The 24,753-nt window shown below is 61.2% G+C and carries 25 protein-coding genes; 10 read left to right on the top strand and 15 right to left on the bottom strand.

The genetic code is table 11. The features are described from left to right. Positions 1–48: 48 nt before the first annotated feature. The gene (locus tag AC19YX_RS25785) at positions 49–366 is read right to left on the bottom strand and encodes a PepSY domain-containing protein (RefSeq protein ID WP_078470880.1); all 318 of its coding nucleotides are present in this window, start codon (positions 364–366) and stop codon (positions 49–51) included. A gap of 151 nt (positions 367–517) precedes the next feature. Here AC19YX_RS25785 and AC19YX_RS25780 point away from each other — a divergent pair, with 151 nt between their 5' ends. Continuing rightward, positions 518–1,405 carry a sterol desaturase family protein gene (locus tag AC19YX_RS25780; protein WP_500607308.1) on the top strand — a complete coding sequence of 296 codons (888 nt, stop codon included), beginning with the start codon at positions 518–520 and terminating at the stop codon, positions 1,403–1,405. Position 1,406: 1 nt separating this feature from the next. Here AC19YX_RS25780 and AC19YX_RS25775 read toward each other — a convergent pair whose 3' ends face one another. Both AC19YX_RS25775 and AC19YX_RS25770 read right to left on the bottom strand, forming a co-directional pair. Further along, a complete protein-coding gene (locus AC19YX_RS25775) occupies positions 1,407–2,105 on the bottom strand; it encodes a helix-turn-helix domain-containing protein (protein ID WP_500607307.1) in 699 nt (232 codons plus the stop codon). A gap of 2 nt (positions 2,106–2,107) precedes the next feature. Further along, positions 2,108–3,235, bottom strand: coding sequence for a glycerophosphodiester phosphodiesterase (locus AC19YX_RS25770; RefSeq protein WP_500607306.1), 1,128 nt, complete (start codon positions 3,233–3,235; stop codon positions 2,108–2,110). 341 nt (positions 3,236–3,576) lie between these two features. On the opposite strand from AC19YX_RS25770, the gene AC19YX_RS25765 reads away from it, so the two are divergent. Continuing rightward, positions 3,577–3,912: a DUF2025 family protein gene (locus AC19YX_RS25765; RefSeq protein ID WP_078470876.1), complete on the top strand. Its 336-nt coding sequence runs from the start codon at positions 3,577–3,579 to the stop codon at positions 3,910–3,912. Positions 3,913–3,924: 12 nt separating this feature from the next. On the opposite strand, the gene AC19YX_RS25760 is transcribed toward AC19YX_RS25765, so the two are convergent. Further along, complete coding sequence (locus AC19YX_RS25760) at positions 3,925–4,248, bottom strand: antibiotic biosynthesis monooxygenase family protein (RefSeq protein ID WP_421548552.1); 324 nt, start codon at positions 4,246–4,248, stop codon at positions 3,925–3,927. Continuing rightward, positions 4,245–4,964 carry a CTP synthase C-terminal region-related (seleno)protein gene (locus AC19YX_RS25755; RefSeq protein ID WP_500607305.1) on the bottom strand — a complete coding sequence of 240 codons (720 nt, stop codon included), beginning with the start codon at positions 4,962–4,964 and terminating at the stop codon, positions 4,245–4,247. Before AC19YX_RS25755 ends, AC19YX_RS25760 begins: the two co-directional genes overlap by 4 nt. A 25-nt stretch (positions 4,965–4,989) precedes the next feature. On the opposite strand from AC19YX_RS25755, the gene AC19YX_RS25750 reads away from it, so the two are divergent. After that, positions 4,990–5,937: a LysR family transcriptional regulator gene (locus AC19YX_RS25750; protein WP_078470943.1), complete on the top strand. Its 948-nt coding sequence runs from the start codon at positions 4,990–4,992 to the stop codon at positions 5,935–5,937. 4 nt (positions 5,938–5,941) lie between these two features. On the opposite strand, the gene AC19YX_RS25745 is transcribed toward AC19YX_RS25750, so the two are convergent. The 4 genes from AC19YX_RS25745 to AC19YX_RS25730 form a co-directional block, all read right to left on the bottom strand. After that, a complete protein-coding gene (locus AC19YX_RS25745) occupies positions 5,942–6,484 on the bottom strand; it encodes a DUF1003 domain-containing protein (protein ID WP_201132026.1) in 543 nt (180 codons plus the stop codon). An 89-nt stretch (positions 6,485–6,573) separates the two neighbouring features. Next, positions 6,574–7,893 carry a methyl-accepting chemotaxis protein gene (locus tag AC19YX_RS25740; RefSeq protein ID WP_500607304.1) on the bottom strand — a complete coding sequence of 440 codons (1,320 nt, stop codon included), beginning with the start codon at positions 7,891–7,893 and terminating at the stop codon, positions 6,574–6,576. Positions 7,894–8,256: 363 nt separating this feature from the next. Next, positions 8,257–9,327: a diguanylate cyclase gene (locus tag AC19YX_RS25735; RefSeq protein ID WP_078470871.1), complete on the bottom strand. Its 1,071-nt coding sequence runs from the start codon at positions 9,325–9,327 to the stop codon at positions 8,257–8,259. A gap of 211 nt (positions 9,328–9,538) precedes the next feature. Continuing rightward, positions 9,539–10,147 carry a TetR/AcrR family transcriptional regulator gene (locus AC19YX_RS25730; protein ID WP_078470870.1) on the bottom strand — a complete coding sequence of 203 codons (609 nt, stop codon included), beginning with the start codon at positions 10,145–10,147 and terminating at the stop codon, positions 9,539–9,541. 209 nt (positions 10,148–10,356) lie between these two features. On the opposite strand from AC19YX_RS25730, the gene AC19YX_RS25725 reads away from it, so the two are divergent. Then, positions 10,357–11,415: an MBL fold metallo-hydrolase gene (locus tag AC19YX_RS25725; protein WP_500607303.1), complete on the top strand. Its 1,059-nt coding sequence runs from the start codon at positions 10,357–10,359 to the stop codon at positions 11,413–11,415. Between the two features lie 83 nt (positions 11,416–11,498). Here AC19YX_RS25725 and AC19YX_RS25720 read toward each other — a convergent pair whose 3' ends face one another. After that, a complete protein-coding gene (locus tag AC19YX_RS25720; protein WP_500607302.1) occupies positions 11,499–11,816 on the bottom strand; it encodes a helix-turn-helix domain-containing protein in 318 nt (105 codons plus the stop codon). 128 nt (positions 11,817–11,944) lie between these two features. Then, a complete protein-coding gene (locus tag AC19YX_RS25715) occupies positions 11,945–12,715 on the bottom strand; it encodes an AraC family transcriptional regulator (protein WP_201132022.1) in 771 nt (256 codons plus the stop codon). 114 nt (positions 12,716–12,829) lie between these two features. Between AC19YX_RS25715 and AC19YX_RS25710 the strand changes: the two genes are divergently transcribed. The 4 genes from AC19YX_RS25710 to AC19YX_RS25695 all read left to right on the top strand — a co-directional run bounded on the left by AC19YX_RS25710 (position 12,830) and on the right by AC19YX_RS25695 (position 17,480). Next, positions 12,830–13,645: a sulfite exporter TauE/SafE family protein gene (locus AC19YX_RS25710; RefSeq protein ID WP_421548546.1), complete on the top strand. Its 816-nt coding sequence runs from the start codon at positions 12,830–12,832 to the stop codon at positions 13,643–13,645. A gap of 130 nt (positions 13,646–13,775) precedes the next feature. Continuing rightward, positions 13,776–15,011, top strand: coding sequence for a hypothetical protein (locus AC19YX_RS25705; protein ID WP_500607301.1), 1,236 nt, complete (start codon positions 13,776–13,778; stop codon positions 15,009–15,011). 46 nt (positions 15,012–15,057) lie between these two features. Next, the gene (locus AC19YX_RS25700) at positions 15,058–16,248 is read left to right on the top strand and encodes a hypothetical protein (RefSeq protein ID WP_500607300.1); all 1,191 of its coding nucleotides are present in this window, start codon (positions 15,058–15,060) and stop codon (positions 16,246–16,248) included. A 50-nt stretch (positions 16,249–16,298) separates the two neighbouring features. Continuing rightward, positions 16,299–17,480 (top strand): hypothetical protein, encoded by a 1,182-nt coding sequence (locus AC19YX_RS25695; RefSeq protein ID WP_500607299.1) that lies wholly within the window; start codon positions 16,299–16,301, stop codon positions 17,478–17,480. Here the strand turns inward: AC19YX_RS25695 and AC19YX_RS25690 are convergent. Next, complete coding sequence (locus AC19YX_RS25690) at positions 17,477–18,469, bottom strand: hypothetical protein (protein ID WP_421548542.1); 993 nt, start codon at positions 18,467–18,469, stop codon at positions 17,477–17,479. The genes AC19YX_RS25695 and AC19YX_RS25690 overlap by 4 nt on opposite strands. A 223-nt stretch (positions 18,470–18,692) precedes the next feature. On the opposite strand from AC19YX_RS25690, the gene AC19YX_RS25685 reads away from it, so the two are divergent. Beyond that, positions 18,693–19,538 carry a tetratricopeptide repeat protein gene (locus tag AC19YX_RS25685; RefSeq protein WP_500607298.1) on the top strand — a complete coding sequence of 282 codons (846 nt, stop codon included), beginning with the start codon at positions 18,693–18,695 and terminating at the stop codon, positions 19,536–19,538. Between the two features lie 133 nt (positions 19,539–19,671). Here AC19YX_RS25685 and AC19YX_RS25680 read toward each other — a convergent pair whose 3' ends face one another. The 3 genes from AC19YX_RS25680 to AC19YX_RS25670 all read right to left on the bottom strand — a co-directional run bounded on the left by AC19YX_RS25680 (position 19,672) and on the right by AC19YX_RS25670 (position 22,361). After that, a complete protein-coding gene (locus tag AC19YX_RS25680) occupies positions 19,672–20,919 on the bottom strand; it encodes a ribonucleotide-diphosphate reductase subunit beta (protein ID WP_020295692.1) in 1,248 nt (415 codons plus the stop codon). A 518-nt stretch (positions 20,920–21,437) separates the two neighbouring features. Then, positions 21,438–21,770 carry a hypothetical protein gene (locus tag AC19YX_RS25675; protein ID WP_078470861.1) on the bottom strand — a complete coding sequence of 111 codons (333 nt, stop codon included), beginning with the start codon at positions 21,768–21,770 and terminating at the stop codon, positions 21,438–21,440. 327 nt (positions 21,771–22,097) lie between these two features. Further along, positions 22,098–22,361, bottom strand: a complete 264-nt coding sequence (locus AC19YX_RS25670; RefSeq protein ID WP_020295690.1) for a DUF2790 domain-containing protein — start codon at positions 22,359–22,361, stop codon at positions 22,098–22,100. 415 nt (positions 22,362–22,776) lie between these two features. Between AC19YX_RS25670 and acs the strand changes: the two genes are divergently transcribed. Continuing rightward, positions 22,777–24,732, top strand: a complete 1,956-nt coding sequence (gene acs / locus AC19YX_RS25665; RefSeq protein ID WP_020295689.1) for an acetate--CoA ligase — start codon at positions 22,777–22,779, stop codon at positions 24,730–24,732. Positions 24,733–24,753 lie beyond the last annotated feature (21 nt).

The raw sequence follows: 24,753 nt of genomic DNA, 5'->3' as shown, positions 1-24,753 counted from the left end.
AAAAAAGCCGCGCGTCCCTGAGGGCGCGCGGCCTTTATGTCGGTTGCCTTATTGGTCTTGCTTGTTGCTCAGGACCTTGCCGCTCTTGGCGTCCAGGTCGATTTCCCATTTCACGCCTTTGGCATCGCGCAGTTCCACCTGGTACACGTAGCCGGCTGCGGCGGAGTGTTCCAGTTCGGTGTCGGTGATATTGGCGGCGGTGGTGCCGGGGTGTTGGGCCAGGGCGGTCTGGTTGAGTTTTTCCAGGTCCATGATGGTGCCAGCCTTGAGCAGCCCCGGAATCAGGTCAGGGCGAACGTCAGCCTGGGCCAGGCCAGCGGTCAGGGTCAGGGCGGTAGCGGCGAACAGGGCAGTCAACGTTTTCATCTGTGTATTCCTTGAAGTGAACTGTTTAAGTGGCCTCAGGTTAGCCGCTCGAACTTAATTCACCCTTAATTTGGCGCAACCTTTGCGCCGTTTGTTCAATTCCGTGACGGCGCCGGCTTGCATGCTGCGGGCTCGATCACGGGAGAACCTTATGAAAGGCTTGATGGGCAGTATCTATGCACCGTTGTTCTGGTTTGGCTTTATCGGGGCCGGGGTGTGGCTGGTGGGAGAGGGCGGGGTTGCACCGGGTTGGCTGGCGCTGTTGTTTGTCGGTGCGCTGGGGGGGTCGTTCATAGCCGAGTGGTGGCTGCCTTATGAGCCCTGCTGGAACCGCCCGCGTCAGGACCGCCTGCGCGATGTGCTGCATGCGTTGGTCAATGAAAGCCTGAACGCCCTGGGCCTGCTGCTGGTGCCGGGGCTGGTGGCGCTGCTCGGCCATGACGGCCTGTGGCCTCAGGCCTGGCCGTTGTGGGCCCAGGTGCTGCTGGCCATTGTGGTGGCCGATTGCGGAATCACCCTGGCCCATTACGCCAGCCATCGCCTGCCGCTGCTCTGGCGCCTGCATGCGGTGCATCACAGCGTGCAGCGCTTGTATGGCTTCAATGGCTTGATGAAGCACCCGTTGCACCAGTTGGTAGAAGCAACGGCCGGGCTGTTGCCGTTGCTGGTGCTGGGCCTGCCGTTGCAGGTGGCGCAGTTGCTGGCTTTTGCCATCGCCATCCAGCTGTTGTTGCAGCACTCCAATGTCGACATGCGCCTGGGGCCATTGCGCTGGGTGTTCGCCTGGGCACCGATGCACCGCCTGCACCATATGAAGTACGGCCGCGCCGGGGATGTGAATTTCGGTTTGTTCTTCAACCTGTGGGACTGGCTGCTGGGCACGGCGTTTTATAGCCATGAATACCCGATTCGCGACGGCGACCTGGGCATCGGCAGCCGCCCGGATTTTCCGGTGGATTACTGGCCGCAGTTGCTCGACTCCTTCCAGGCGCCGACCCTGAGTCGCGAGCCGCAGGTGCCGCCGCCGTTGCGCCGTTGAGTCATTCCAGCAGGCGCAGCTCAATGCCTTGCAGGGCCTGGCGTGCGGTCACGCCGAACAGCGCCTTGAGGGTCCGCGAGAAGTGCGCCGAGTCGGCAAAACCGGCGCCATGGGCGGCGTCGGTCACCGACTTGCCAGCCAGTACCAGAGCCATGGCCAGGCGCAGCCGGCGCCACAGCACCAGGCGCCGTACCGGCAACCCGACCTGGCTGGCAAACAGCCGCTCCAGCTGACTCAGGGAAAGATGGGCATGGGCCGCCAGGGACGCCGCCGGCACCTTGCCGACCAGGGCCGCGTCAAGCGCCGCCAGCGCCCGTTCGATGCGCGGATCCTGGATCGCCTGGCGCGGGCACTGGCGCAAGGCCTGGTCCAGTCCGGGCAGCGACAGTTCGGCATTGCGCACGGCGTCTTGCAGCGCCTGGGCATCGATCAGCAAGGGTTCGGCATAGACCGTGAACACCACGCCCGGTGCCTCGATGATCGCGTGGCTGCGCATCGCCGGAACAAACAGCTGGCGCCCGGTGTGCAGGGCGTCGTCAAGGCTGATGGTGAGTGGCTGTTCCACGGCCAGGAGCAACTGATGAGCGTAATGGGCGTGGGGCGTGGTACGCCCCAGCTCACCGTGGATCAAGCCATAGTCGCGGCCGAGCCACAGTTGTCCGGTCCACTCGGCTGCCGGCAGCCGCCGCCCGCTGCCCATGCTCAGTAACCGTTGGCTTCGAGCAGTTGCGCGACGCTGGCGCCCGCCGGGCGCTTGACGTACTTGAGCAACTCGCTCGTGCGGTTGGTGAAGATGCCATCGACGCCGGCATCCAGCACCTGCTTGAAGTCCACCGGTTCATCGACGGTGTAGGCGTGCACCAGCAGGCCCTGGTCATGGGTGTACTGGTTCATCCAGGGCTGTACCAGGTCGGAGTAACTCTGGTCGCCCAGGTCACTGAGCTGGGTCGAGGGGCCGGTGCCGATGGCGCCCTGGGCCTTGGCGTAGTCGACCCAGCGCTTGAATTCAGCCTCGTCCTTGGGGTGCTGTTTGGCGTAGAAGGCAGCCTTGGTTTTTTCGCCGCTCTCGGCAAAGGTCTGCCGGGATTGCGCTTCGATGCTGCCGGCACCGACCCACAGCAACAGGATCTTCGGCACCCGTGGCATCTCTTTTTGCAGCAGCTCCAGGCTGTGTTTATCGAAGGTCTGCAACACCACCTTGCCTTTGCCCTGGCCGACCGCCAGTTCGCTTTTGGCCAGTTTCGAACCGGCCGGGCTCAGCCAGCCGCGGTCCTGGAGTTTTTCCCGGAGGTCGCGTTCGATGCCGGGAAACTGCCTGGGCTCCTTGGTCTCGATGTACAGCCCGGGTTTGTGTTGCGGATTGCCCTGGGCGATGTCGATGATTTCATCCAGGGTCAGGATCTTCAGCCCGACGTAGGCGGGGCGCGCTCGGTCCGGGTAGGCCTGGTTGAACCAGCTGCCGGCATCCAGGGTTTTCAGTTCGGCCATGGTGAACTGGTTGGCCGGGCTGTCCTTGCGTTCGGGGAATTTGCTGGCGACGTCGGTGGTGCGTTGCAGGTTGTTGTCATGCAGGGCAAACAGCACGCCGTCCTGGCTGCGCTGCAGGTCCATCTCCAGGTAGTCGGCGCCCAGGTCGCGGGCCAGCCGGTAAGACGCCGCCGTGGACTCCGGCGCATCGAACGAAGCCCCCCGGTGGGCGATCACCGCCGGGTAAGGAATGCCATTGCTGGCGGCCAGTGCGGCGGGCTCCCGCTCGCTGGCAGCCTGGGTCTGGCCGAAGCCAAGCAGCAGGCTCAATAACAGGGCGCTGTGGGTGAAGGTGACCGGCATGCTCGAAATCCTTTCGTGAGGGCATTGGCAGAGGCCTCTCTTTTAACAACTGCGGCGCGCCAGTGCTATCGCGGCAGCGACATAAAAGCGCCCCCTGCGACTAATGCCAGTCAGTTAAGGACGATCGCTGTACTCGCCACAGGTTATTTTGTGCTCGCTCTATCGCTTAACTGATCGGCATTACCCCCCTGCGACTTTTTTCCCACACGTTTGTGCAGCGCTTTGCAGTACTCTTGGGCCCTGCAGTTTCCCCGTCAGAGGGAAACCTTGAACATTCTTTTTCTTGCCCGGCGTGTAAACCATCGACCACGAGTCCTGCGGGACCCTCAGTGAGGTTTACCATGCGCATCACTTCCGAGCTTATCTGTCAGGCTGCCGACCAGCTCAAGGGATTTGTCGGCTTCAATCGCAAGACCGGCCGCTACATCGTGCGTTTCAGCGAAGACTCCTTCGGCATGGACGTTGCGGACGACGCCATCATCCCCACCTGTGAATTCGTCTGGGCCCTGGGCAGCGGCCCGGCCATGACCCTCAGCCGCGAGCTGATCCAGCTGCTGCTGGACCAGAACATCGATGACCGGATCAACATCACCGAACCCCTGCGGGTGTACATGCGCCGCGACGACATGCCGGAGATTTCAGCGGTGCGCAGCCTGGTCAAGCACGCCCACGGCTGAGCCGGACCTGCCTCAGCGTTCGAACCCATAAGCGCGCTCGACCTTGCACACCCGGGTGTCGAACGACGCGTACCAGTCGCGGCGCCCGCGCTCGCGGGTGGCGCTGTGTTCGGCATGTTGTTTCCAGGCCAGGATCGCCGCCTCGCTGGCCCAGTACGACACGGTGATGCCAAAGCCATCCTCGCCGCGGGCCGATTCCACGCCGAGAAACCCGGGCTGCTGTTGCGCCAATTCGAGCATGCGTGTGGCAGCGGTCTCGTAGTCGGCGTCGAACTCGCGGCGCTGGGAGCTGAAAATCACCGCGTAGTAGGGCGGGGCGGGTGTTTGTCCGATCATTGGCGCGGCCCCCGGCAGGCGTTGAGCAGTGCACTGACCAGAGGCGCAACGCTGCCGGCCAGGGCGGCGCGTTCCGGCTGGAACAGGGTGCCGATAAAGAACGGATGGCCTGCAAGCTCCACCGCCCGCAGATCGCCCGCCGCGTCATGGCCCACCGCATGCAGGTCCTGGCTCAGCAGCAGGGGGGCCAATTGCGGATTGAGTCCGTAGCGGCAGTGATACCCCTCCTCGATCTTCAGGGTTGAGTAGACCTGGGCGATCTGGCTGCCTTCCTGCAAATAAACGGTGCCGCGGACCTCGACCAGGGCACAGCTCAACGGCGAGAGCACGGCGCGCTCGGCCTGTGGCGCAATCTCGCCGTGCTCGGCATCGCTCCAGCCCAGGGCATGACGTGCGTACTCCAGCAAGGCATGTTGAAAGCCGGCACAGGTGCCGAGGAAGGGGCGTTGTTGTTCGCGGGCAAAGCGAATCGCCCGCATCGCACCCTCGTAGCTGCGATAGGGGCTGCCCGGTACGCACCAGAAACCATCGAAACGCTCCAGCGGCGTGCCTGCATCTATCTGTTCAGTGGCCAGCCACTGCGCCTCGACCTTCAGGTCAAGGCTGGCGGCGGACAGTTCCAGGGCCTTGGGGATGGCTTGGTGGGCGGTAATCTGCGGGTCGTAGTCGCCGATCAGGGCAATGCGGACGGGGGGCTGGGGCGTGGTGACGGGCATGCTCGAACTCCGGTGGGGCCAAGGCTTGTTGATTGCTGGACGCCACTATAGATTGGCGTCCACGCAATCGATATTGGCGTTTACCCAAGTGTTCAATGCAGCCACGCACTATCAACTGGACTACCCCGATCTCGCCCTGATCCTTGCCCTGGTCCGGGGTGGCTCGCTGGCCCGCGCCTCGGCGCTGCTCAAGGTCGATGTGTCGACCGTGTTTCGCGCCGTACGCCGCTTGGAGGCGGCCCTGGGTCAGCAGCTGTTCGACAAGAGCCGCGCCGGCTATCTGCCCACCAGCCTGGCCCAGGCCCTGGCGCAGCAAGCCGAGCGCGCCGAGCAGGCACTGGAAGCGGCGCGGGTCGGTGTCGAGCAGGGCGGTGAAGTCATCAGCGGCACGGTACGCCTGACCTGTACCGACTCGGTATTGCAGGGGTTGCTACTACCGGCCCTGGCGCGCTTCATGCCGGCCTACCCGGCGCTCGCGGTCGAGCTGTGCACCTCCAATGATTTCGCCAACCTCAGCCGTCGCGATGCCGACATCGCCTTGCGCCTGACCCGCACGCCGCCCGAGCACCTGGTGGGGCGGCGACTGGGGGCGGTGTCTTATCGGGTCTGCGCCAGCGACGCCTATCTGAAAACGCTGGCAAGTGTGGATCTGGAGCGGCTGACCTGGATCGCTCCGGACGATTTTCTCCCTGATCACCCGACGGTGGCCTGGCGCCGGCAACAGTGGCCCGGGGTGCGGCCTGCCTATCGCTGCAACAGCATGTTGTCGGTCAGCGAACTGGCTCGTGCCGGGCTGGGGGTTGCGGTGTTGCCGGACTTCCTGTTGGGCGAGGGCTCCGGTTTGCAGCCCTTGAGCGAGGCCTTGAGCGGCTGCGATACCGCCTTGTGGCTGCTGACCCGGCCGGATTGCCGCGCATTGCGCTCGGTGGTGACCTTGTTTGATGAGCTGGCGCGGGGCGTGCGCCTGCCTTGACGCCTCAGGCCTGTGGCGGTTCCTTGCGCACAAAGTGCTGGTGCATTTCCGTGGTCAGGCTTTCGATGCGTTCGGTCAACTGCTTGGTCATCTGCGTCAACTGAGTGTTCTGCTCCAGTAGCTCAAGCAACTGTGCGGTGTTTTGCGCGGCCTGGGCCTGGCGGTCGGCGTTGGCCACCGCGATGGCCTCGCGGTGCTGGGCATCGGCGTCGGCCTGGGCCTTATCGCGTGCCGCCTGGCGGGTTTGCGCCAGCAGGATCAGCGGCGCGGCATAGGCAGACTGCAGGCTGAACGCGAGGTTAAGCAGGATAAACGGGTAGACGTCGAAGGTGGTCACGCCGGCCAGGTTGAGGCCGATCCACACCAGTACGATCAGGGTCTGGGCCCCGAGAAAGGTCGGGGTGCCGAAAAAACGCGCAAAGGCCTCGGCCTTCAGGGCAAAGGTATCGTTGCCGAAGGTACTGGTGAGATGAGCGTGAGGACGGTGAAAGCGCAGGTGGTCGAGGGGGGCGGCAGGGCTGGCGGCTTCAGGTTTTTTCGGGCTCATGGGGTTCTCTGCAATGCACTGGGACGTTGGGCGACTATAGCCCTGTCAGGCATTGCCCGATGCCTTGGATGGCATCGGGCCGGAGCGAATTAGAGCGCCTTGCGCTCGCTGGCGAACATGCTCACCGCTTGCACTGCTTCGCTGGTGCCATCACGAATCTGCAGGATCACCGTGCCTGCCTGGTCGGCCAGGCCGACGCCCTTGGAGGCTCGGTCCCGGGTGCCTTGCATGCTTTTGATGGCTTGCTGGGTCTCGTTCTGGATCACGTCGATCATCGCGGAAATTTCCGCGGTCGAGCCACTGGTGCGGGCGGCCAATTGCCGGACCTCATCAGCCACCACGGCAAATCCTCGGCCTTGTTCCCCGGCGCGTGCCGCTTCGATGGCCGCGTTGAGCGCCAGCAGGTTGGTCTGGTCGGCAATCGCGCGGATGGTGTTGACGATGGCGGTGATCTGCTCGGAGCGCTCGCCGAGTTGGGCGATCAGGCTGGACGAGCCCTCGATGTTCTCGGCGATATGGCGCATTTCACTGGCGGCCTGCTGGATCACCTCGGTGCCTTGTTCGGCGACTTTCCGGGTGGCGACCGAGATGTGGTAGGCCTGGGTGGCACTTTGCGCGTCCCGTTCGTGCTGCTGCACCATGGAAGTGACGTCGGAGGCGAATTTCACCACTTTGCACAGGCGCCCGCTGGCGTCATACACCGGGTTGTAGTTGGCCTCCAGCCACAGGGTCTGTCCGCGCTTGTCGACACGTTCGAACTGACCGCTGAACAACTCGCCCAGATTGAGCCGGCGCCAGAAGTCCTGGTAGGCGCTGCTGTTGACCAGTTCTGCCGGGCAGAAAATCCGGTGGTGCTTGCCCTTGAGCTCGGCCAGGTTGTAGCCGAGGCGATTGAGGAAGTTCTGGTTGGCGCTGAGGATGTTGCCCGAGAGATCGAATTCGATCACCGCCATCGCCCGGTCGATGGCGTCCAGTTTGCCCTTGGCGTCGGTTTCCTGCTGGATCCTGGTCGTCACGTCGAGGGCGTATTTGACCACCTTCACCACTGTGCCCGAAGCGTCGCGGATCGGGTTGTAGCTGGCCTCCAGCCAGACCGAACGGCCTTTGCTGTCGAGACGTTCGAAGGTCCCGGACTCGAACTGGCCATTTTTCAGGCGGCTCCAGAGCTCGCGGTACTGATTGCTGCGGGTAAATGCCTCGGTACAGAACAGGCGATGGGGCTGGCCGATCACCTGTTGCTCGCGGTAGCCCATGGTCTGGAGAAAGTTGTCATTGGCGCGCAGCACATTGCCGTCAATGTCAAATTCCACCACCGCCATCGAGCGCTCGATGGCGTCGAGCATGCTGGCTTGTTGGGCGACGGTTTGCTGCAGGTTCTGGATGGTCTGGTTATGGCGTTTGAATAGCATGGTCGCGGGTGCTCAGTGGGAAAAACGGGGAAGTCGGTCCCTGTTCAAGTTCGCCTGCATACCGAAGCCTCGGGTGCCTCGGCATTGTCTGCTGATATCAGCGTTCCATGACTGACATAAAGCAAGGATGGATGTGATGCACGGCCGCGGTTTTTCCTCGGGTTTTCGCCATTTGTATAAGACGACGCACCTGCCAGGCAATTTAGGAGCACCAGGTGACAGTACGCGATCCATGGCGGCGACAGTTTGGGGTCTACGCGATGACATCATTATGCTGGCTAGCGCCAGGAGAAATCCAAATAAACTTGTACAAATAAATGCAAAACAGCCTTTTTGTACAAGTTTTTTGACGGGCGGCAGGGCTCAGGCCAGTTTGGCCACGGGGTAATCCTGGGTGGGTTCGGCGCTGGCGATTTTGTTGCGGCCGGTGTTTTTGGCTCGGTACAGCGCCTTGTCGGCCTCGTTGAGCCAGGTGGCGGCATCGTCGAACCGGGGATGGAACGCTGCCAGGCCAATGCTCAGGCTGACCCGCAATTGCGGCACTTCGCTGTGGCGGTAGTTGCTGAACACCTCACGCAGCCGTTCCATCACTTCAGCGGCCTGATGCAGTGAGCGGCTCGGCAGAATCACGCAGAACTCATCGCCGCCGTAGCGCCCGGCCAGATCGTTCTCTCTCAGATTGCGCCGCAGATCACTGCTCAACTGGCGCAGCACGGCGTCGCCGACGATGTGGCCATAACTGTCATTGATGCTCTTGAAGTGATCGACATCAATCAGGGCAATCGTTGCCTGAGCCTGCTGTTGTCGACATTTGTGGAACTTGATGTGCAGCAGGTCTTTCCAGGAGCCGTGATTGAGCAGGCCGGTAAGGCTGTCGATCCGGCTCAGGGCGCTCAAGGCGCGCTTGTGCTCGGACAACTTGATTGCCAATCGGTAGCACACCATGCCCACGGCCAGGGGGTAGAGGGTCAGCATCGGCAGGCAGGCGTAGATTTGCGCAGTACTGGCGTGGTTGACGAACCCCGGGCCGAACAGCATCCAGGAAATCAGTACTCCACCCAGTTGGGCCAGCGCACCGCGGATTAGCAGGCGCTTGCCGCCCGCTGCAACATTGTTCATCGCCATCATCGCGAGAATGGTCACCGTCGGTAGAGGGTTGAACTGCATGGTGGCGGCCCAGAAGCCGCCCAGTACCGAGTCGTACAGCAGATTGCGGCGCTCGGCCTGGTAGGGAAAGCTCGAACGGGTCGACAGCTGGTAGGCGATGTGCGGCCAGACGAAGCCATTGAAGATCAGCAGCACCCAGACCCAGTTGGGCATCGGCAGTGGGTAGAGCGCGGCGTATACGCTAAGGCAGCCGATCCCCAGGCCGACAATTCTTGGCATATAGATTCTTTTGGCAAATGACAGCCCTTTGCCGCGTTGGTTTTCCATTTTTCCCTGCACCGAATTGCTCTGAATCACTCGAGTGTTTATCCGATCGAACCGTTTATCGGATAAGCGCGGTGAATATTGTCATTTATTCCACGCAGAATAATCAGTGTCCTTCGAAGCCATTTCATTGCGGAACCCCCCTATCTGGGCGGTGTTCAAGCAGCGGGGCGGCGAATCCGTGGGGCTATATGGCAGAAGGTGCCGCTCGGGCTCAGAGCTGGTAGCACGCCAGGAACATATCCAATGCCGACTCGATGACCGCTACCTGCTCCGTGGGCGGCAGGGCAGGCTGGCCTTGGGAGACTTGAGGCCAGAAAGCAAAGGCCTTGAGCAACCCGTGGATCTGGTGGGCGGCGAACTCCGGGGCCAGGGGTTTGAGTCGGCCATCATCGAGCGCCGCACGGATCCACTTGGTCAGTCCTTCCTCACGCTCCCCCAGGCGCGCGACCATGTTTTGCGCACGCTCGGGGGAGTGGATGGTGGCGGCTATCGCCACGCGCGCCAGATCGAGGAAGTTGTCGTCGGCGAGCATGTGCATCTTGGCCTGCAGCAGCTCCTGGAGTTGCTCGCGCAGAGGCCGATCCTGGCGGTAGACGGTGTCTGATTCGGCGCAGATGCTGGTCCACAGCTTATGCAGGATTTCGGCAAACAACTCTTCCTTGCTCGGGAAGTGGTTGTACACCGTGCGCTTGGAAACACCGGCCGTCGCGGCGATCTTGTCCATGCTGGTGATTTCGAAACCGCTGGCGCGGAATTCGCTGATCGCCGCCTGGATGATGGCTTCGCGTTTTCGGTCGGTGAGGCGCGTTGGAGCTGTCATAAGTGAGGTTCAAGGCTGATGGGGGAAATTGCACCGGGCAGTTTACTTCTTCTGCGTGTTGTTGCAATCTAGAAACTACACTGTGCAGTGTAGTTGTTGTCTGGAGAAAGCGCAGAACAATGATTGTCGGCTGACGCGTGCGTGCATTGGCCATTTCATCCCGCAGAGCATCATCGGAACCACGCCGCGTTCCTTGGAGTCACTTGGTCATGGCCACTCTTTCTTCCCGCGCCAACGGCGCTAATCGCCTTGAAACCTCGCGCCAGGAACAAGGCGCCTATCGCAATCACGCTCCGGTACAGCGTGAAGGCTTGCGCAAGACGTTGCGGATTTTCTGGAACATGCTTTTTCATAAACCGCGTAATACCCGTCCGGCCGGAGCTATCCCGGTACAACCATTGAGCCGCGAGCAGTTGCTGGCTGCGCCCAATCACAGTGTGTTTCGCCTGGGCCATTCGACCGTTCTGTTAAAACTGCGTGACAAGTTCTGGATCACCGATCCGGTATTTGCCGAGCGCGCATCGCCGGTGCAATGGGCCGGGCCGAAACGTTTTCATCAGCCGCCCATCAGCCTTGAAGAGTTGCCGGCGCTCGAGGCGGTGATTCTGTCCCATGACCATTACGATCATCTGGATCATCAGACCGTACTCAAGCTGGCGGATAAAACTCGCTGCTTCCTGACGCCACTGGGAGTGGGCGACACCCTGATCAAATGGGGAGTGCCCGCCGACAAGGTGCGCCAGCTGGATTGGTGGCAGGGCACCGAAGTGGCCGGCATCCGCTTTGTCGCTACGCCTTCGCAGCACTTTTCCGGACGCGGGCTGTTCGACGGCAACAGCACGCTATGGGCTTCGTGGGTGATGCTCGACGGCGCCACACGGATCTTTTTCAGTGGCGATACCGGTTACTTCGATGGTTTCAAGCGCATCGGCCAGCAGTACGGCCCCTTTGACTTGACCCTGATGGAAACCGGCGCCTACAACGTCGACTGGCCCCATGTGCACATGCAACCGGAGCAGACGTTGCAAGCCCATATCGACCTCAAGGGCCGTTGGCTGCTGCCCATTCATAACGGCACGTTCGATTTGTCGATGCACGCCTGGTATGAGCCTTTCGACCGCATCCTGGAGTTGGCCTGGGAGCGCAGCATCGCCATCACCACGCCGCAAATGGGCCAGGTCTTCAACCTGGAGCAGCCCCAGCGCGGTACGCCCTGGTGGCTGGACGTGGAAAGTACCGCGGCCCCGGTGCCCCTCAACAGCCTGTAACGCCCGTCAATCAGCACTTGCCGCAGGGGCATGCGGCAAGTGCTGTCGCATGTTGCCGCGGGCCCGCTGAATGCGTGGCTGGATCACTCAATCATGGCGTAGTCAGACCGTTCCTTGGGGTTGGGGGTGGCGCCGCGGATATTCATGCCACGGCCGGGCGAGAAACCGGGGAAGAACACCAGGCCCTCGGCCTCGAGGCAAAACGCCAGGGCCAGGCGGGTTACGTCGCGCAATTCGAAGCCGGCTTCGAAGCGCTGGATAGCCTGTACCGAGACGCCGGATGCTTGAGCCAATTGCTCCATGTCCCAGTCCAGCAAGTCGCGGGCCTGGGTGCAGTGTTCCGGGGTGAATTGATAGAGCGCGATACGTTCCAGGGTGATTTTCATCGCGAGGGAAGCCATGGTTTTCTCCGGGAGGATGACAGGTGGTTCGCTAAAGTACTGTTTATTTGTACAGTTGTTTGGCGCCCGAATCAAACTCATTTTCAGCCTGGGGCCCGGCGGTTCGTGACAAGGCTTTTCCCGGGGCTCTAAAGCGGGTGGTTCAGATAGGTCGAGGGGGCTTGCCCCAGTACGCGGCGGAACATGGTCGAGAATGCCGCCGGGCTGTCGTAGCCGAAATCCATCGCGATCCGCGTCACCGGCTCCCCGGCGGCCAGGCGTGCCAGGGCCAGGACCACGCAGGCGCGCTGTCGCCATTGGCCGAAGTTCATGTCGGTCTGTTGGCGAAACAGGCGATTGAAGGTCCGCAGGCTGATGTGCAATTGCTCGGCCCAGCGTTCCGGCGACTGATGGGCATTGGGGCGCTGCAGGAACGAGCGGCACAACTCCAGCAGGCGAGCGTCGGCCGGCAGGGGGATATGCAGCGGCAGGCGGGTAGTGCGCGCCAGCTCATGCAGCAGCAGGCTGACCAGTACCCCATCACGGCCGTCTTGCTGGTACTCCAGTGGCATCTCGACCGCCTCCAGCAGCAGTTGGCGCATCAAGGGCGAGACACTGATCACCTGGCACTCGCTGCCCAGCAACGGTGCGCGTGCCGGTTCGATGTACAGGCTGCGGGTGCTCACCCCGAGCATCAGCACCTCATGTTCGACCTGCGGCGCGATCCACACCGCGCGCTGCGGCGGCACCACCCAGTTGCCGTGGCGGGTGCTGACCTGCATCACCCCGGTGGCGCCATACAGCAATTGGGCACGGCGATGACTGTGGCGCGCCAGCAGATAGCCGTCGGGGTAGTCGGTGCCGATCGCCACCACCGGGCGCGGCGTGTGATCCAGTTGGTTGATCGAAATATTGCGCATCCAGGCACCGTCCGGCAGTTGGCGTAAACGCGAATAGTATTGGCTGGCTTACGCAAGCAAGCCAAGGGTCTGCGCTCTATCGTTCGCGTTCTTTCTGTTGATGGACGGTGTTCGATGCTTTATTTACTCCTCGCACTCTTTGGCTGCCTGAGCGGCGTCACCGCGGTTCTGTTCGGGTTTGGCGGCGGCTTTGTGGTGGTGCCCTTGCTCTATCGCCTGCTGCTGGCCAGTCATGGCAGCGACAGCGCGATCAGCCAGTCGGCGATGCAGGTGGCGGTGGCCACATCGACCTGCGTAATGATCGTCAACGCGCTGCTCGCCACCTTCAAACACCGGCGCGCCGGCAACCTGCTCCGCGAGTATGTGTGGCCCCTGGGTGGCTATATCGGGCTTGGCGCGGTGTTCGGTGCGCTGGCCGCGAGCTGGGTGGATGGCGAGGTGATTCGCTACGCCTTTATCGCCTACCTGGGTTTGACCATCGCCGACTGCGTGCTGCGTCGCGGCTTTCTACAACCCTCAGCCAACGCCACGCCGCGCCTCCTGGGGCCGGCGCGGACGGCCGGCAGCGGCCTGGGGATCGGTGTCATTGCAACCTTTCTCGGCGTGGGCGGCAGCGTCATGACCGTGCCCCTGTTGCGCCGTTGCGGGCTGAGCATGACCCAGGCCACCTCCATGGCCAACCCGCTGAGTGTGCCGGTGGCCCTAGCCGGCACCCTGACTTACCTGGTGCTGGCCGGGTTCAGCGATTTCGACCTGGGCCCCTGGTTTATCGGCTATGTCGACCTGCTGGCCTTCACGGTGCTGACCCTTGGCTCGTTGCTGGGTATTCGCCTGGCGTCGCCGTGGATCGGGCGGATTGCCGATCGCCTGCATGCGCGGGTGTATATCGGCCTCTTGCTGCTGGTGCTGTTGAGCATGTGCTGGCATTGAATTCGCCTTCCCGACGCTTGAATCTTTAACGCGCCAGCAGTCGATTCTGCCGGCCAACCTCGCCATACTTCAGCGCCGTTATCAGGCAGGCAGGTCTCGTTCCTGTCACCCCCTGTTCAAGGAAGGCTGAATGTACAAAGGACGCTTCGGTTGGCGCGCACTCTGGGTCGCCATGGCGCTGCTGGCATTGTTGGTGGTGATTGGGTTGTGGCCATCTCGGCAGGCGCGGCCGGTGGACGGGTTGTATACCGGGACCCTGGACAGCACCCCGATTGTGCTGCAACTGGACCTGAGGAACCCGGCCAAGGTCAGTGGTCGTTACTTTGCAAAAAACGCCCCGCATGATCAGCGCTTTGCCGGCACGCTCGAAGCCGACCAGTTGCTGCTCGAGGAGCACGCCGAGGATCGCTATACGCCCTCTGCCCGGATGCGCCTTAAAAAAATCCCCGATGGTCGCTGGCAGGGCCGGTGGATAAGCGCTGAAGGGCGGCAGACCTTGCTGACCCTCGATCCCGCTCGGGTTGACCCGCCACAGGCCGAGGCACAGCCGGTGTTCACCGAGACCTACCAGGCATCGCCCTACGATTTTCTGCGTTTGCAATGGCTGCAGCTAACGGCCGGTGAGCCGGTGGAGTACATGGGTTACAGCCTGCAATGGTGGACCGAGCCGACCTCGAAAATAAAAATGTTCGAAGTGCTTTCAGGCTATACGCCCGAGGAGCGCGAGCGGATCAACCAGCACCTGCGCCAGCGCCTGTGGTCTGAAGTGGCGGCGCATTTCACCTGCCTGGCCAAGGTCGGCGCTGATGACAGTTATCACCAGGCCAGTACTTCGGTCACGTTGCTGACCCCGGAGATCGTCAGCGCCAGCTTTTACATAGCCCGGCGTTGTGGCGACGAAACCCCCGACGAGGGCGAGCAGCCGGTCAACCTCGACGCCCATAGCGCTCAGCCGCTGTTTCTGGAAGACGTGTTGTGGGTGGGCCAGGGCCCGGCGATGAATGTGGGTGACCGGCGGCGCCAAGCTGACGGGCACTTGCCTGAAACGCAGGCCAAGGCCTTCGACGATTACCGTAGCCAGGTGTTTGCGCCCTGGCTGGTGGCACAGTTGCAGAGCCTGTATCCGCAACCCATGCTGGCCCCGGAAGAGGCCGATCGAGTCTGTGATTTCAATAACCCCAGCCACTGGCGGAACCCGGCCTGGTACTTCACGCCCCAGGGCCTATACCTGTCGCCGGTCTACCCGGAAAAACTGCAATGGTGTGGTGGTGTGGTCTGGTCGGTGCTGCCGTACCCGGTGTTGCAGCAGTATCCGGGCAAGGCCGGGCTGAAGCTGCCGGAGCCAAGCCTGTATGCCCGGCCCTGATCCCATCGAACCGTGGCCTGCGGCCTCTTTATTCAAGGATCATCCAATGTTCAAGGGACTGTTGCGCCAGCTGTCACTGGCCGCCGTGTTGTGTTTTGGGCTGTGCAGTTCGCTGTGGGCGGACGAAGGCCCCCGGGTCTACCGCGGCACCCTGGGCAAGATGCCGATTGTCCTGATGCTTGATAGCTCCAATGACAACGAGGTGAATGGCCGTTACTTCTACCAGAAGTACCACCTGGACCTGGTGCTCAATGGTCACCGCGACGGGCAACTCATCAGCCTGGTCGAAGGCGATGACTGGGGCGGGGATGGCAAGGCGTTGCCACACCTGCGCTTGCGCGAGACTGCCAGCGGCTTGCGGGGGCAGTGGCAAAGCCCCGAGGGCAAGCAACTCGAGGTCGAGTTGAGCCTGGCCCAACTGCCGCCTCTGCCCAGTGATGCGCTGCCGTACCTGGCCATGCTCTACACCGGTGCGCCTTATGAATACCTGCGGCTGCAGGGCCTGACCCTGCAACCGGGCAAGAAACAGGTGTTCATGGGCTACACCCTGCAGTGGTGGCGCGAACCGCAGTCCAACGTCAGCCTGTTCGAAGTGGTCGAAGGTTACCCAACTGAGCAGCGCACACGGATGAATCAGCAACTGATGACGCGCCTGTGGCGCGACGTGGAGCAATACCACGAGTGCCGGCTCAATGGCGGCGAGGCAGCGGTTTATGAGCAGCAAGCTCGCCCCAAACTGCTGAGCCCGGCGTTGCTCAGTGTCAGTATTTCCAGGAGCTGGGATTGCGGCGGGCCGCACCCGGACGAAATCGAGGCCGGCTTCAATCTGCAGGTGGACACCGCCCGGGAACTGACCCTGGAGGACCTGTTGTGGCTCGGCGAGGGCCGGGCATTTCGCTACGTGCGAGATGAGAATGGCTGGGGCGAGGAGGAGTCCGATGTCGACTCCAGCGGTTTTGCCGAGTATCGCCGGCAGCGTCTTGCCCCCTGGCTGATCAGCCAGCTCCAGGCCCTTCACCCCCAGGGCCTGACCCCTCCAGCCAGCGATCAGGAGGGTTGCGACTACAGCAATGTGCAGCGCTGGGTGTACGTCAATTGGTACCTGGGAGTAGAGGGATTGCATGTGCTTCCGGCTTTTTCCCACAGCGAGGGCGAGTGCCGGGCTCCGGTGTGGAGCGTATTGCCCTACAGCCTTGTCAGGCAGCATCCCGGTCGCCTGGCGTTGCCATTACCCTGAATCGCTTATTTCATCTGCCGGGCGCCTGCTCGTTTTTCAAGGACCGTTCAATGTTCAAAGGACTGCTGCTGCGGACCTGCCGCTTCACGCTCTACTCGATGTTGCTGACGGCCCCGGTCTGGGCCAGCGAGGGCAAGCAGGTATTCACCGGCACCCTCGGCCAGGCACCGATTGTCGTCGAGCTGTTCGAGGACATGGCGGGGGATGTTCAGGGGCGCTACTTCTACCGCAAGTACCACAAGGACCTGCGCCTTGAAGGCAAGCGCGAGGGCGACGCCTTGGTGCTGGAGGAAAGTCGCTGGGGCAGCAGCAGCGCCCACCCCGGTTTGCGCCTGGAACCTTCGGCCAAGGGCTGGCAAGGCGAATGGAAAGGCGCCGATGGCAAGAGCCTCAAGATCGAATTAAGCCCGGCGCGGATCCCGCCACTGCCGGCCGAACCGATTCCGTACCTGGCCTTGATGCACGACATGGCGCCCTATGATTACCTGCGTTTGCTGGAGCTCAAGCTCAAGCCCGGTAAAAAGCAGAACTTCATGGGCTACAGCCTGCAATGGTGGAGCGAGCCCGAATCCGGCGCGACCCTGTTTGAAGTGGTTGCCGGTTACCCGCAGCCGGCGCTCAAGGCCATCAACCTGCAGCTGTCGAGCAGCTTGTGGCAGGCGGTGGTGGCCTATCACGGCTGTCTGCTGGCCGGCGGTGACGAGGGTTCTTTCGAGCAGACGGCCAAGCCGATGCTGCTGACGTCCTCGGTGATCAGCGTCAGTGTCAGCCATGAGTTCATGTGTGGCGGCGCCAGCCCCAATCAGGATCAGTTTCCGATCAACCTGGATGCCAGCACGGGCCGACCCCTGACCCTGGAGGACGTGATGTGGATCGCCGAGGGCGAGCCGATTCACTACGAGGAATTCATGCCAGGGCGCGACCATTACCCGGCCGAAATCACTGACGCCTACTACGACTATCGCAACACCCTCTTCGGTCGCTGGCTGGTGGGTTACTTCCAGGAGCTGTACCCGCGACAGATGAAAGGCGCCGGCGAGCAGGGCGGCTGCGACTACGACAATGAGCAGCGCTGGAAATTTGCCAACTGGTACTTCACCGCCAAGGGCCTGTATTTCAACCCTGACTTCGTCCAGGCGGCCTCGGCCTGCCGTTGGCCGAGCTGGAGTTACCTGCCGTACTCCATCGTCAAAAAGACCCCGGGCGGGGTCCCGTTGCACCTGCCTGACTAAGAGCCTGTGGCTGACTGCGCCTTGAGCCCCGGCGCTTCACGAATGATGAAGTGCTCAAGGCTCTCGATATTGGCGCTGAACACCTCGAACGTCTGATCGGGGCTCTTTTTGCTCGGCACCTGCTTCAGCTCCGGCGTCACCCCGTAAAAGAAGCAATACAACTCCCGCTTGCTGTCGATGGCGTGCTTGATCTCCTCGAGGAAAGCGTTGCGCTTGCGGTAGTTGTCGATCAGTTTCTTGCTCAGGTAAACATTGACCGAATAGGGCTTTTTCTTGGCGTCGGGGTCTTTCTTGAGCCAGACCTTTTGCTCGAAATCGATGCGAAAGCTCAGGTTGTAGTCCTTGATCTCCTTGATCCTGCCCCAGTAGATCAAGCCCCTGTTGTCTTGCAGGTACTCGATCTTCTTGAAAAACGTGGCATAGGACGCGCTGTGCTCGCCGATCTTCAGCGGCATGCGCTTGAGCAACTCCTTGTCGTCGATATTCGACACAAAGCATTCCACCGGATGGGCGAAGACGCTGGTTTTATCCGGCGCAGTGTCTCGAGCGGTGTAGGGCGTATCGCTGCGGGAGGCGGGCGCGGGAATGTCCTGAGGGGCGTGGACTGCGTCGGTCCTGGCGGCAGGCTTGCGCTGGTATTCGCGGCGGGCCAGCAACAGCTCGGACGGGAAGTGCTCTTCACGCGCGTCCTCGTTCTCGCTGCTGTCCAGTTCGCCAGCCAGCGTCCTGCTGCCATAAGGGCAGCCCTCTATATGCAGGGTGCCCGGCAGGTTCTTGAAGTGCGGGGTGCGGATGTAATTGATGTTCTTTGCGTTGAAGGTACCCAAGCCGTTGCCGGCCTCGAACGCACTGCGGCAGGCATCGTTGGGGCACTGGAACTGCTCTTTCGCCGAGTCGAAGGCCAGAGTCTCGTCGAAATTCAGATCGCGCACGTCATAGATCGACAACTTGTCGTCGAGGCTGATGCAGTAGGCGAGGTCGAATTTCATGGGGCCGGATCCTTGAGCGAAGAGGGCCTTTTATAGCGGTAGCACCGGTTGGCTGCACGCATTCTTTGCATGCCGTGCCCGATCAACCGGATCGGCTGCCTTGCTGGCGAACAAGCAGGGCGAGTAGGCTCTGTCCACCCCGGATCATCACGCATCCGCCGTTGTACCCACCTTTACAAGGACGTTGCTTATGACGCGCTGCCCACGCTGGTTGCTCTATGTGATGCTCGGCTTTACTTCCCTGACCGCGCATGCGGCTCAAGCCGACGATGCACTGCCTTTCACCGTCGAGGCTGCCGAGGGCTATGAGCAGGAGATGGCGCTGATCAAAAAGGCCGACGAAGGCGATGTCGCCGCAGCCTTTAACCTGGGTTACACCTATTACACCCAACAGAATTATCCCGGTGCCATACGCTGGTACGGCAGGGCTGCGGAGCTGGGCAACGACCGCGCGGCCTTCGAGATCGCGATCATTTACCGCGACGGCCTGCTCGGCGAGCCCGACCAGAAGAAAATGATCAAGTACCTGACGCTTGCGACCAAACACGGCCTGGACCTGGCGCTCATGGAACTCGCCGCCAGCCATTTGCAGGGAACCGGCGTCAAGCAGGACGTGAAAACCGCCATGTACTTCTACGAACAGGCAGCCCAAAAAGGCAATGCCGAAGCCCAGTTCGCCTTAAGCAAGCTGTATTGGAGCGCTGACCGAGGCGTCGAGGACGCCTTCGCCTCGGCCGATGGGCAACTCGATGAATGGGACGCGCGTTACAGCAGCGACGATCGCAAAGCCGGGTATTGGCTGTGCCAGTCCGCCCAACAAAACTATGCCCCCGCGCAGTACGCGCTGAGCTACGCCTACGGCTTTGGGCAAGGGGATATCCCCCTGGATCAGAAACAGCGAAAACTCTGGCTGCACAAAGCCGCTGTCAATGGCTCGGAACAGGCACAACAGGAGATCGCCAACACCAGCGTCGCCTGGTACACCGCCGCCGAGCGCTGGGCCAAGGAGTTGTTCGAGACCACGCCTGAGCCGACATGCCCGAATGATGCTGGGGTGTTGAAGGGCTGAGGTGCTTAAGGCTTCGGGCTGTAATCGCCCAGCGACCGACCCGACCGCCCATAAAAAAGCCCTGACCAGGTCAGGGCTTTTTGGTGTTTACCGATTCAAATGATGATCGGAAAACTCAGGCGAGCTTGTGGAATCAATCCCAGCTCAACGCCCCACCGGTCTGATACTCGATAACCCGAGTCTCGAAGAAGTTTTTCTCTTTCTTCAAGTCCATGATTTCGCTCATCCATGGGAACGGGTTGGTGGTGCCTGGGTATTCTTCTTTGAGGCCGATCTGCGACAGGCGACGGTTGGCGATGAACTTGAGGTAGTCCTCCATCATCGCTGCGTTCATGCCCAGTACGCCGCGCGGCATGGTGTCGCGAGCGTATTCGATTTCCAGCTGGGTGCCTTGCAGGATCATTTGCGAGGCTTCTTCCTTCATCTCGGCGTCCCACAGGTGCGGGTTTTCGATTTTGATCTGGTTGATCACGTCGATGCCGAAGTTCAGGTGCATGGATTCGTCGCGCAGGATGTACTGGAACTGCTCGGCGACGCCGGTCATTTTGTTGCGACGGCCCATGGACAGGATCTGGGTGAAGCCGCAGTAGAAGAAGATGCCTTCCAGAACGCAGTAGTAGGCGATCAGGTTGCGCAGCAGCTCTTTGTCGGTGTCGACGGTGCCGGTTTCGAACTTCGGATCGGAGATCGAACGGGTGTACTTGAGGCCCCAGGCGGCTTTTTTAGCGACCGATGGGATCTCGTGGTACATGTTGAAGATTTCGCCTTCGTCCATGGCCAGCGATTCGATGCAGTACTGGTAGGCGTGGGTGTGGATCGCCTCTTCGAACGCCTGGCGCAGGATGTACTGGCGGCATTCCGGGTTGGTGATCAGGCGGTACACCGCCAGGACCAGGTTGTTGGCAACCAGGGAGTCGGCGGTGGAGAAGAAGCCCAGGTTGCGCATCACGATGCGGCGTTCGTCGTCGGTCAGGCCTTCCGGGTCTTTCCAGAGGGCGATGTCGGCGGTCATGTTGACTTCTTGCGGCATCCAGTGGTTTGCGCAGCCATCCAGGTACTTCTGCCAGGCCCAGTCATATTTGAATGGCACCAGCTGGTTGAGGTCGGCGCGGCAGTTGATCATGCGCTTTTCGTCGACGGCCACACGGGCAGAAGCCCCTTCGAGCTCGGCCAGGCCTTCGGCGACGTCGAGCTTGTCGAGGGCGGCCTTGGCGCGAATGATCGCGGCGGAGTCGTTGGCGGTTACTGCGCGAGCTTCGAGAGCAGCGGCACCGCCGGCGCTGTCGAGGCGGTCCATGTTGGCTTCAGAAGCGTGGCCGGCGTTGGCGCCTTTAGCGGCAACTTCGCCTTCTTCTTTGTCGAATTCGTCCCAGCTCAGCATGACGTGTCGTCTCCTGCATGAGGGCCAGATGCCCGTGTGAAAACAAAAGGGTTGGCTTTTCACACGGCCTCACTTGGCCGCATTTGATCTATAGAAAGTCGTTTGTTGCAGCAGCTGAACGCAGGCAATAACGGAATATGTGTACGGAGGTCTGGAACGGCCGTCGGGTGGAGCTGAGGTTGTCGGCTCGTGCGCGGGTCCAGCCGGTGACTGCAATCCGGTAAGGGAATGTTGCGGCCCCGTTTTGAGGACGCATTATAGGGATTTTTTCAGGCCTGTGGGGCGACCAAGTAGCGCAGGTTGGCTCACAAAGGGAAGGCACTGAGGGCGAAGCGAGGGTTTACAGGGCTTTGGCCGTGGAAGGGGGGCTGAAGATTTTTTTTTGACGGTGAAAATAGAGGCCGAAAAAGGCCGGAAAATTGGGTTTTTTACTAGATGTAGTGGTTTGAGGTGGTTTTGGTCGGCTTCAAACACTACTAAGCCCGACCGGAGTCGGGCTGTGAAGTCGCCTGCCGGGATCAGCCAAGGTTGGCCGAACCGGTGCGATCGTAGCCGTCAGCGGCGAAGGTGGCGGAGCCAGTACGGTCGTAGCCATCTTCGGCAACAGTGGCCGAGCCGGTGCGGTCATAACCGTCCTCGGCAAAGGTGGCGGAGCCGGTGCGGTCATAACCGTCTTCGGCAAAGGTGGCCGAACCAGTGCGGTCATAACCGTCCTCAACAAAGGTGGCGGAACCTGTGCGGTCATAACCATCGGCGGCAATGGCCGAGCCGGTACGGTCATAGCCGTCAGCGGCAAATGTGTTGGCGGCCAGTACAGAGAGGGTCAGGGCGAGGATCAGTTTGGTTTTCATGTCGGTAGCTCCGGGTGTTGTTCGTTTTGTGCGGTGGGTGTGAAGCTCATACTAATCGGATTAAATTGATTAAAAAGCGCAAAAAATGCCGTTTAATAATCGATTATATCGATTTGTTTGTGATGGCTTCTCCACGCATGGCCGGCCAGGGCTGCAAGGCGCTAAACGAAATTTCAGGGAATCGGTCGAGTGCGAGTGCCGTGTTCGCGTCTCGATTAGGCGATGCTCTGCAACAGTCCCGTGAGCCGGTGTGTGGCGGGCATCTTTGCCGCAAGAGTGATTTCTTGCGGCCGGCAGTTATAAAGTCTTTTGAAACTAACTTGGCTCTCAGCCGTTAGAGCAGCCGCTGCCCATGACGCGATATTGCAGAATATGTCTTTGGCCGTTGGAGTCTTCGTACTCCATTCGCGCCGGTACAACTTCACACACACTGGGAACTTCGCTCATGGAGATAACTTTGGCGATGTCCAGGTCGGATGAGTAAGAGTATTCCTCTACCGGTGTTTGCTGGCTGGCAACATCAGTCGGGATCTCGTCAGCCATCGCAGTGACGCAAAGACTGCTGAGGGCCAGAACTAATAAAGCTTTCATTTCAAATTTACCTTTCTAAGGTCGTGTGGGGTCACGCAACCTTTTTGGGGTTGCGTGTGGAACTTGAGTAAGTGTTTTGGATTAACTGCCTTCGTGGGGGCTGCAACTTGGTTAATCACTTTGCCTTGTTGGCGAGATCGATTTTAGGCGTCTGGGCGGCCGGCATATAGCCGTGCTTTTGATAAACACTATTGACGGATTTTGTAACAATCCCCGGATTTTCGGGCCGTTGGCCCACATTCGGGGTCTTTTCAATATCACCCGGAATTGGCTACAGCCTGCGTGCTAGAGCGGCTGATGAGGTAAATAGGACGTTTTGTAGGGGCTTGTTACTACCATCGTCGAATGGTTCTATAGGCCCGCCCCGGCTAAAACAGGGGCATACAACAACAACTATGTCACCGAGGTAAGAAAGATGAGTGCGGCTTCTCTGTATCCCGTTCGTCCCGAGGTTGCGGCCAATACGCTGACTGACGAGGCGACCTACAAGGCCATGTACCAGCAGTCGGTCGTCAACCCCGACGGCTTCTGGCGCGAGCAGGCCAAGCGCCTCGACTGGATCAAGCCTTTCACCACGGTGAAGCAGACCTCCTTCGACGATCACCATGTCGACATCAAGTGGTTTGCCGACGGCACCCTCAACGTTTCCTACAACTGCCTGGACCGGCACCTGGCTGAGCGCGGCGATCAGATCGCGATCATCTGGGAGGGCGATGACCCTGCCGAAAGCCGCAACATCACCTATCGCGAGCTGCACGAAGAAGTCTGCAAATTCGCCAACGCCCTGCGTGGCCAGGACGTACACCGCGGCGACGTGGTGACTATCTATATGCCGATGATCCCCGAAGCCGTGGTCGCGATGTTGGCCTGTACCCGCATCGGCGCCATCCACTCGGTGGTATTCGGCGGCTTCTCGCCTGAAGCCCTGGCCGGTCGCATCATCGACTGCCGCTCGAAAGTGGTGATCACCGCCGACGAAGGCATTCGCGCCGGCAAGAAGATCCCGCTCAAGGCCAATGTCGACGACGCCCTGACCAACCCGGAAACCAGCAGCATCCAGAAGGTCATCGTGTGCAAGCGCACCGGTGGCAGCATTAAGTGGAACCAGCATCGCGACATCTGGTACGAAGACCTGATGAAGGTTGCCGGCACCGTCTGCGCACCCAAGGAAATGGGCGCTGAAGAAGCCCTGTTCATCCTTTATACCTCCGGCTCCACCGGCAAGCCCAAGGGCGTGCAGCACACCACCGGCGGCTACCTGTTGTATGCGGCCCTGACTCACGAGCGCGTATTCGACTACCGGCCGGGGGAAATCTACTGGTGCACCGCCGACGTCGGCTGGGTCACCGGCCACACTTATATTGTCTACGGCCCGCTGGCCAATGGCGCGACCACCCTGTTGTTCGAAGGTGTGCCGAACTACCCGGACATCACTCGGGTGGCGAAGATCGTCGACAAGCACAAGGTCAACATCCTCTACACCGCGCCGACTGCGATCCGCGCCATGATGGCCTCCGGCACCGCCGCCTGTGAGGGCGCCGATGGCAGCAGCCTGCGTCTGCTGGGTTCGGTGGGCGAGCCGATCAACCCGGAAGCCTGGGACTGGTACTACAAGAACGTCGGTCAATCCCGTTGCCCGATCGTCGATACCTGGTGGCAGACCGAAACCGGCGCGACCCTGATGAGCCCGTTGCCGGGCGCCCATGCGCTGAAGCCGGGTTCTGCCGCGCGGCCGTTCTTTGGTGTGGTGCCGGCCCTGGTCGACAACCTGGGCAACATCATCGAGGGCGCTGCCGAAGGCAACCTGGTGATTCTCGATTCGTGGCCAGGCCAGGCGCGCACGCTCTATGGCGACCACGACCGGTTCGTCGATACTTACTTCAAGACCTTCCGTGGCATGTACTTCACTGGTGACGGTGCACGTCGTGACGAGGATGGTTACTGGTGGATCACCGGGCGTGTGGACGACGTACTCAACGTTTCCGGGCACCGCATGGGCACCGCCGAGATCGAGAGCGCCATGGTCGCCCACCCTAAAGTCGCGGAAGCGGCGGTGGTCGGGGTGCCACACGACATCAAGGGTCAGGGCATTTATGTCTACGTCACCCTCAATGGTGGCGAAGAGCCGAGCGAAGCGCTGCGCCTTGAGCTGAAGAACTGGGTGCGCAAGGAGATCGGTCCGATTGCCTCGCCGGACGTGATTCAGTGGGCGCCAGGCCTGCCGAAGACCCGCTCCGGGAAGATCATGCGGCGTATCCTGCGCAAAATCGCAACTGCCGAGTACGACGGCCTGGGGGATATCTCGACCCTGGCTGACCCGGGAGTGGTGCAGCATCTGATCGAAACCCACAAGACGATGAACGTCGCGTAACACGCGCTGCCTGTCATCGAG

The sequence above is a fragment of the Pseudomonas sp. MF09150 genome (genome assembly GCF_059862355.1).
Note: the sequence above shows the minus strand (reverse complement) of the source record. Positions and strands in the feature narration are given on the sequence as shown.

What these genes read in the sequence shown, in the direction of transcription:
- AC19YX_RS25755 (WP_500607305.1), bottom strand. Translation starts at nt 4,964, where the DNA reads ATGCCCGTCACCACGCCCCAGCCCCCCGTCCGCATTGCCCTGATCGGC.
- AC19YX_RS25720 (WP_500607302.1), bottom strand. Translation starts at nt 11,816, where the DNA reads ATGGCTTCCCTCGCGATGAAAATCACCCTGGAACGTATCGCGCTCTAT.
- AC19YX_RS25775 (WP_500607307.1), bottom strand. Translation starts at nt 2,105, where the DNA reads ATGGGCAGCGGGCGGCGGCTGCCGGCAGCCGAGTGGACCGGACAACTG.
- AC19YX_RS25675 (WP_078470861.1), bottom strand. Translation starts at nt 21,770, where the DNA reads ATGAAAACCAAACTGATCCTCGCCCTGACCCTCTCTGTACTGGCCGCC.
- AC19YX_RS25745 (WP_201132026.1), bottom strand. Translation starts at nt 6,484, where the DNA reads ATGAGCCCGAAAAAACCTGAAGCCGCCAGCCCTGCCGCCCCCCTCGAC.
- AC19YX_RS25710 (WP_421548546.1), top strand. Translation starts at nt 12,830, where the DNA reads ATGCTTTATTTACTCCTCGCACTCTTTGGCTGCCTGAGCGGCGTCACC.
- AC19YX_RS25685 (WP_500607298.1), top strand. Translation starts at nt 18,693, where the DNA reads ATGCTCGGCTTTACTTCCCTGACCGCGCATGCGGCTCAAGCCGACGAT.
- AC19YX_RS25700 (WP_500607300.1), top strand. Translation starts at nt 15,058, where the DNA reads ATGTTCAAGGGACTGTTGCGCCAGCTGTCACTGGCCGCCGTGTTGTGT.
- acs (WP_020295689.1), top strand. Translation starts at nt 22,777, where the DNA reads ATGAGTGCGGCTTCTCTGTATCCCGTTCGTCCCGAGGTTGCGGCCAAT.
- AC19YX_RS25780 (WP_500607308.1), top strand. Translation starts at nt 518, where the DNA reads ATGAAAGGCTTGATGGGCAGTATCTATGCACCGTTGTTCTGGTTTGGC.
- AC19YX_RS25735 (WP_078470871.1), bottom strand. Translation starts at nt 9,327, where the DNA reads ATGGAAAACCAACGCGGCAAAGGGCTGTCATTTGCCAAAAGAATCTAT.
- AC19YX_RS25785 (WP_078470880.1), bottom strand. Translation starts at nt 366, where the DNA reads ATGAAAACGTTGACTGCCCTGTTCGCCGCTACCGCCCTGACCCTGACC.
- AC19YX_RS25740 (WP_500607304.1), bottom strand. Translation starts at nt 7,893, where the DNA reads ATGCTATTCAAACGCCATAACCAGACCATCCAGAACCTGCAGCAAACC.
- AC19YX_RS25725 (WP_500607303.1), top strand. Translation starts at nt 10,357, where the DNA reads ATGGCCACTCTTTCTTCCCGCGCCAACGGCGCTAATCGCCTTGAAACC.
- AC19YX_RS25670 (WP_020295690.1), bottom strand. Translation starts at nt 22,361, where the DNA reads ATGAAAGCTTTATTAGTTCTGGCCCTCAGCAGTCTTTGCGTCACTGCG.
- AC19YX_RS25770 (WP_500607306.1), bottom strand. Translation starts at nt 3,235, where the DNA reads ATGCCGGTCACCTTCACCCACAGCGCCCTGTTATTGAGCCTGCTGCTT.
- AC19YX_RS25715 (WP_201132022.1), bottom strand. Translation starts at nt 12,715, where the DNA reads ATGCGCAATATTTCGATCAACCAACTGGATCACACGCCGCGCCCGGTG.
- AC19YX_RS25695 (WP_500607299.1), top strand. Translation starts at nt 16,299, where the DNA reads ATGTTCAAAGGACTGCTGCTGCGGACCTGCCGCTTCACGCTCTACTCG.
- AC19YX_RS25760 (WP_421548552.1), bottom strand. Translation starts at nt 4,248, where the DNA reads ATGATCGGACAAACACCCGCCCCGCCCTACTACGCGGTGATTTTCAGC.
- AC19YX_RS25765 (WP_078470876.1), top strand. Translation starts at nt 3,577, where the DNA reads ATGCGCATCACTTCCGAGCTTATCTGTCAGGCTGCCGACCAGCTCAAG.
- AC19YX_RS25705 (WP_500607301.1), top strand. Translation starts at nt 13,776, where the DNA reads ATGTACAAAGGACGCTTCGGTTGGCGCGCACTCTGGGTCGCCATGGCG.
- AC19YX_RS25680 (WP_020295692.1), bottom strand. Translation starts at nt 20,919, where the DNA reads ATGCTGAGCTGGGACGAATTCGACAAAGAAGAAGGCGAAGTTGCCGCT.
- AC19YX_RS25730 (WP_078470870.1), bottom strand. Translation starts at nt 10,147, where the DNA reads ATGACAGCTCCAACGCGCCTCACCGACCGAAAACGCGAAGCCATCATC.
- AC19YX_RS25690 (WP_421548542.1), bottom strand. Translation starts at nt 18,469, where the DNA reads ATGAAATTCGACCTCGCCTACTGCATCAGCCTCGACGACAAGTTGTCG.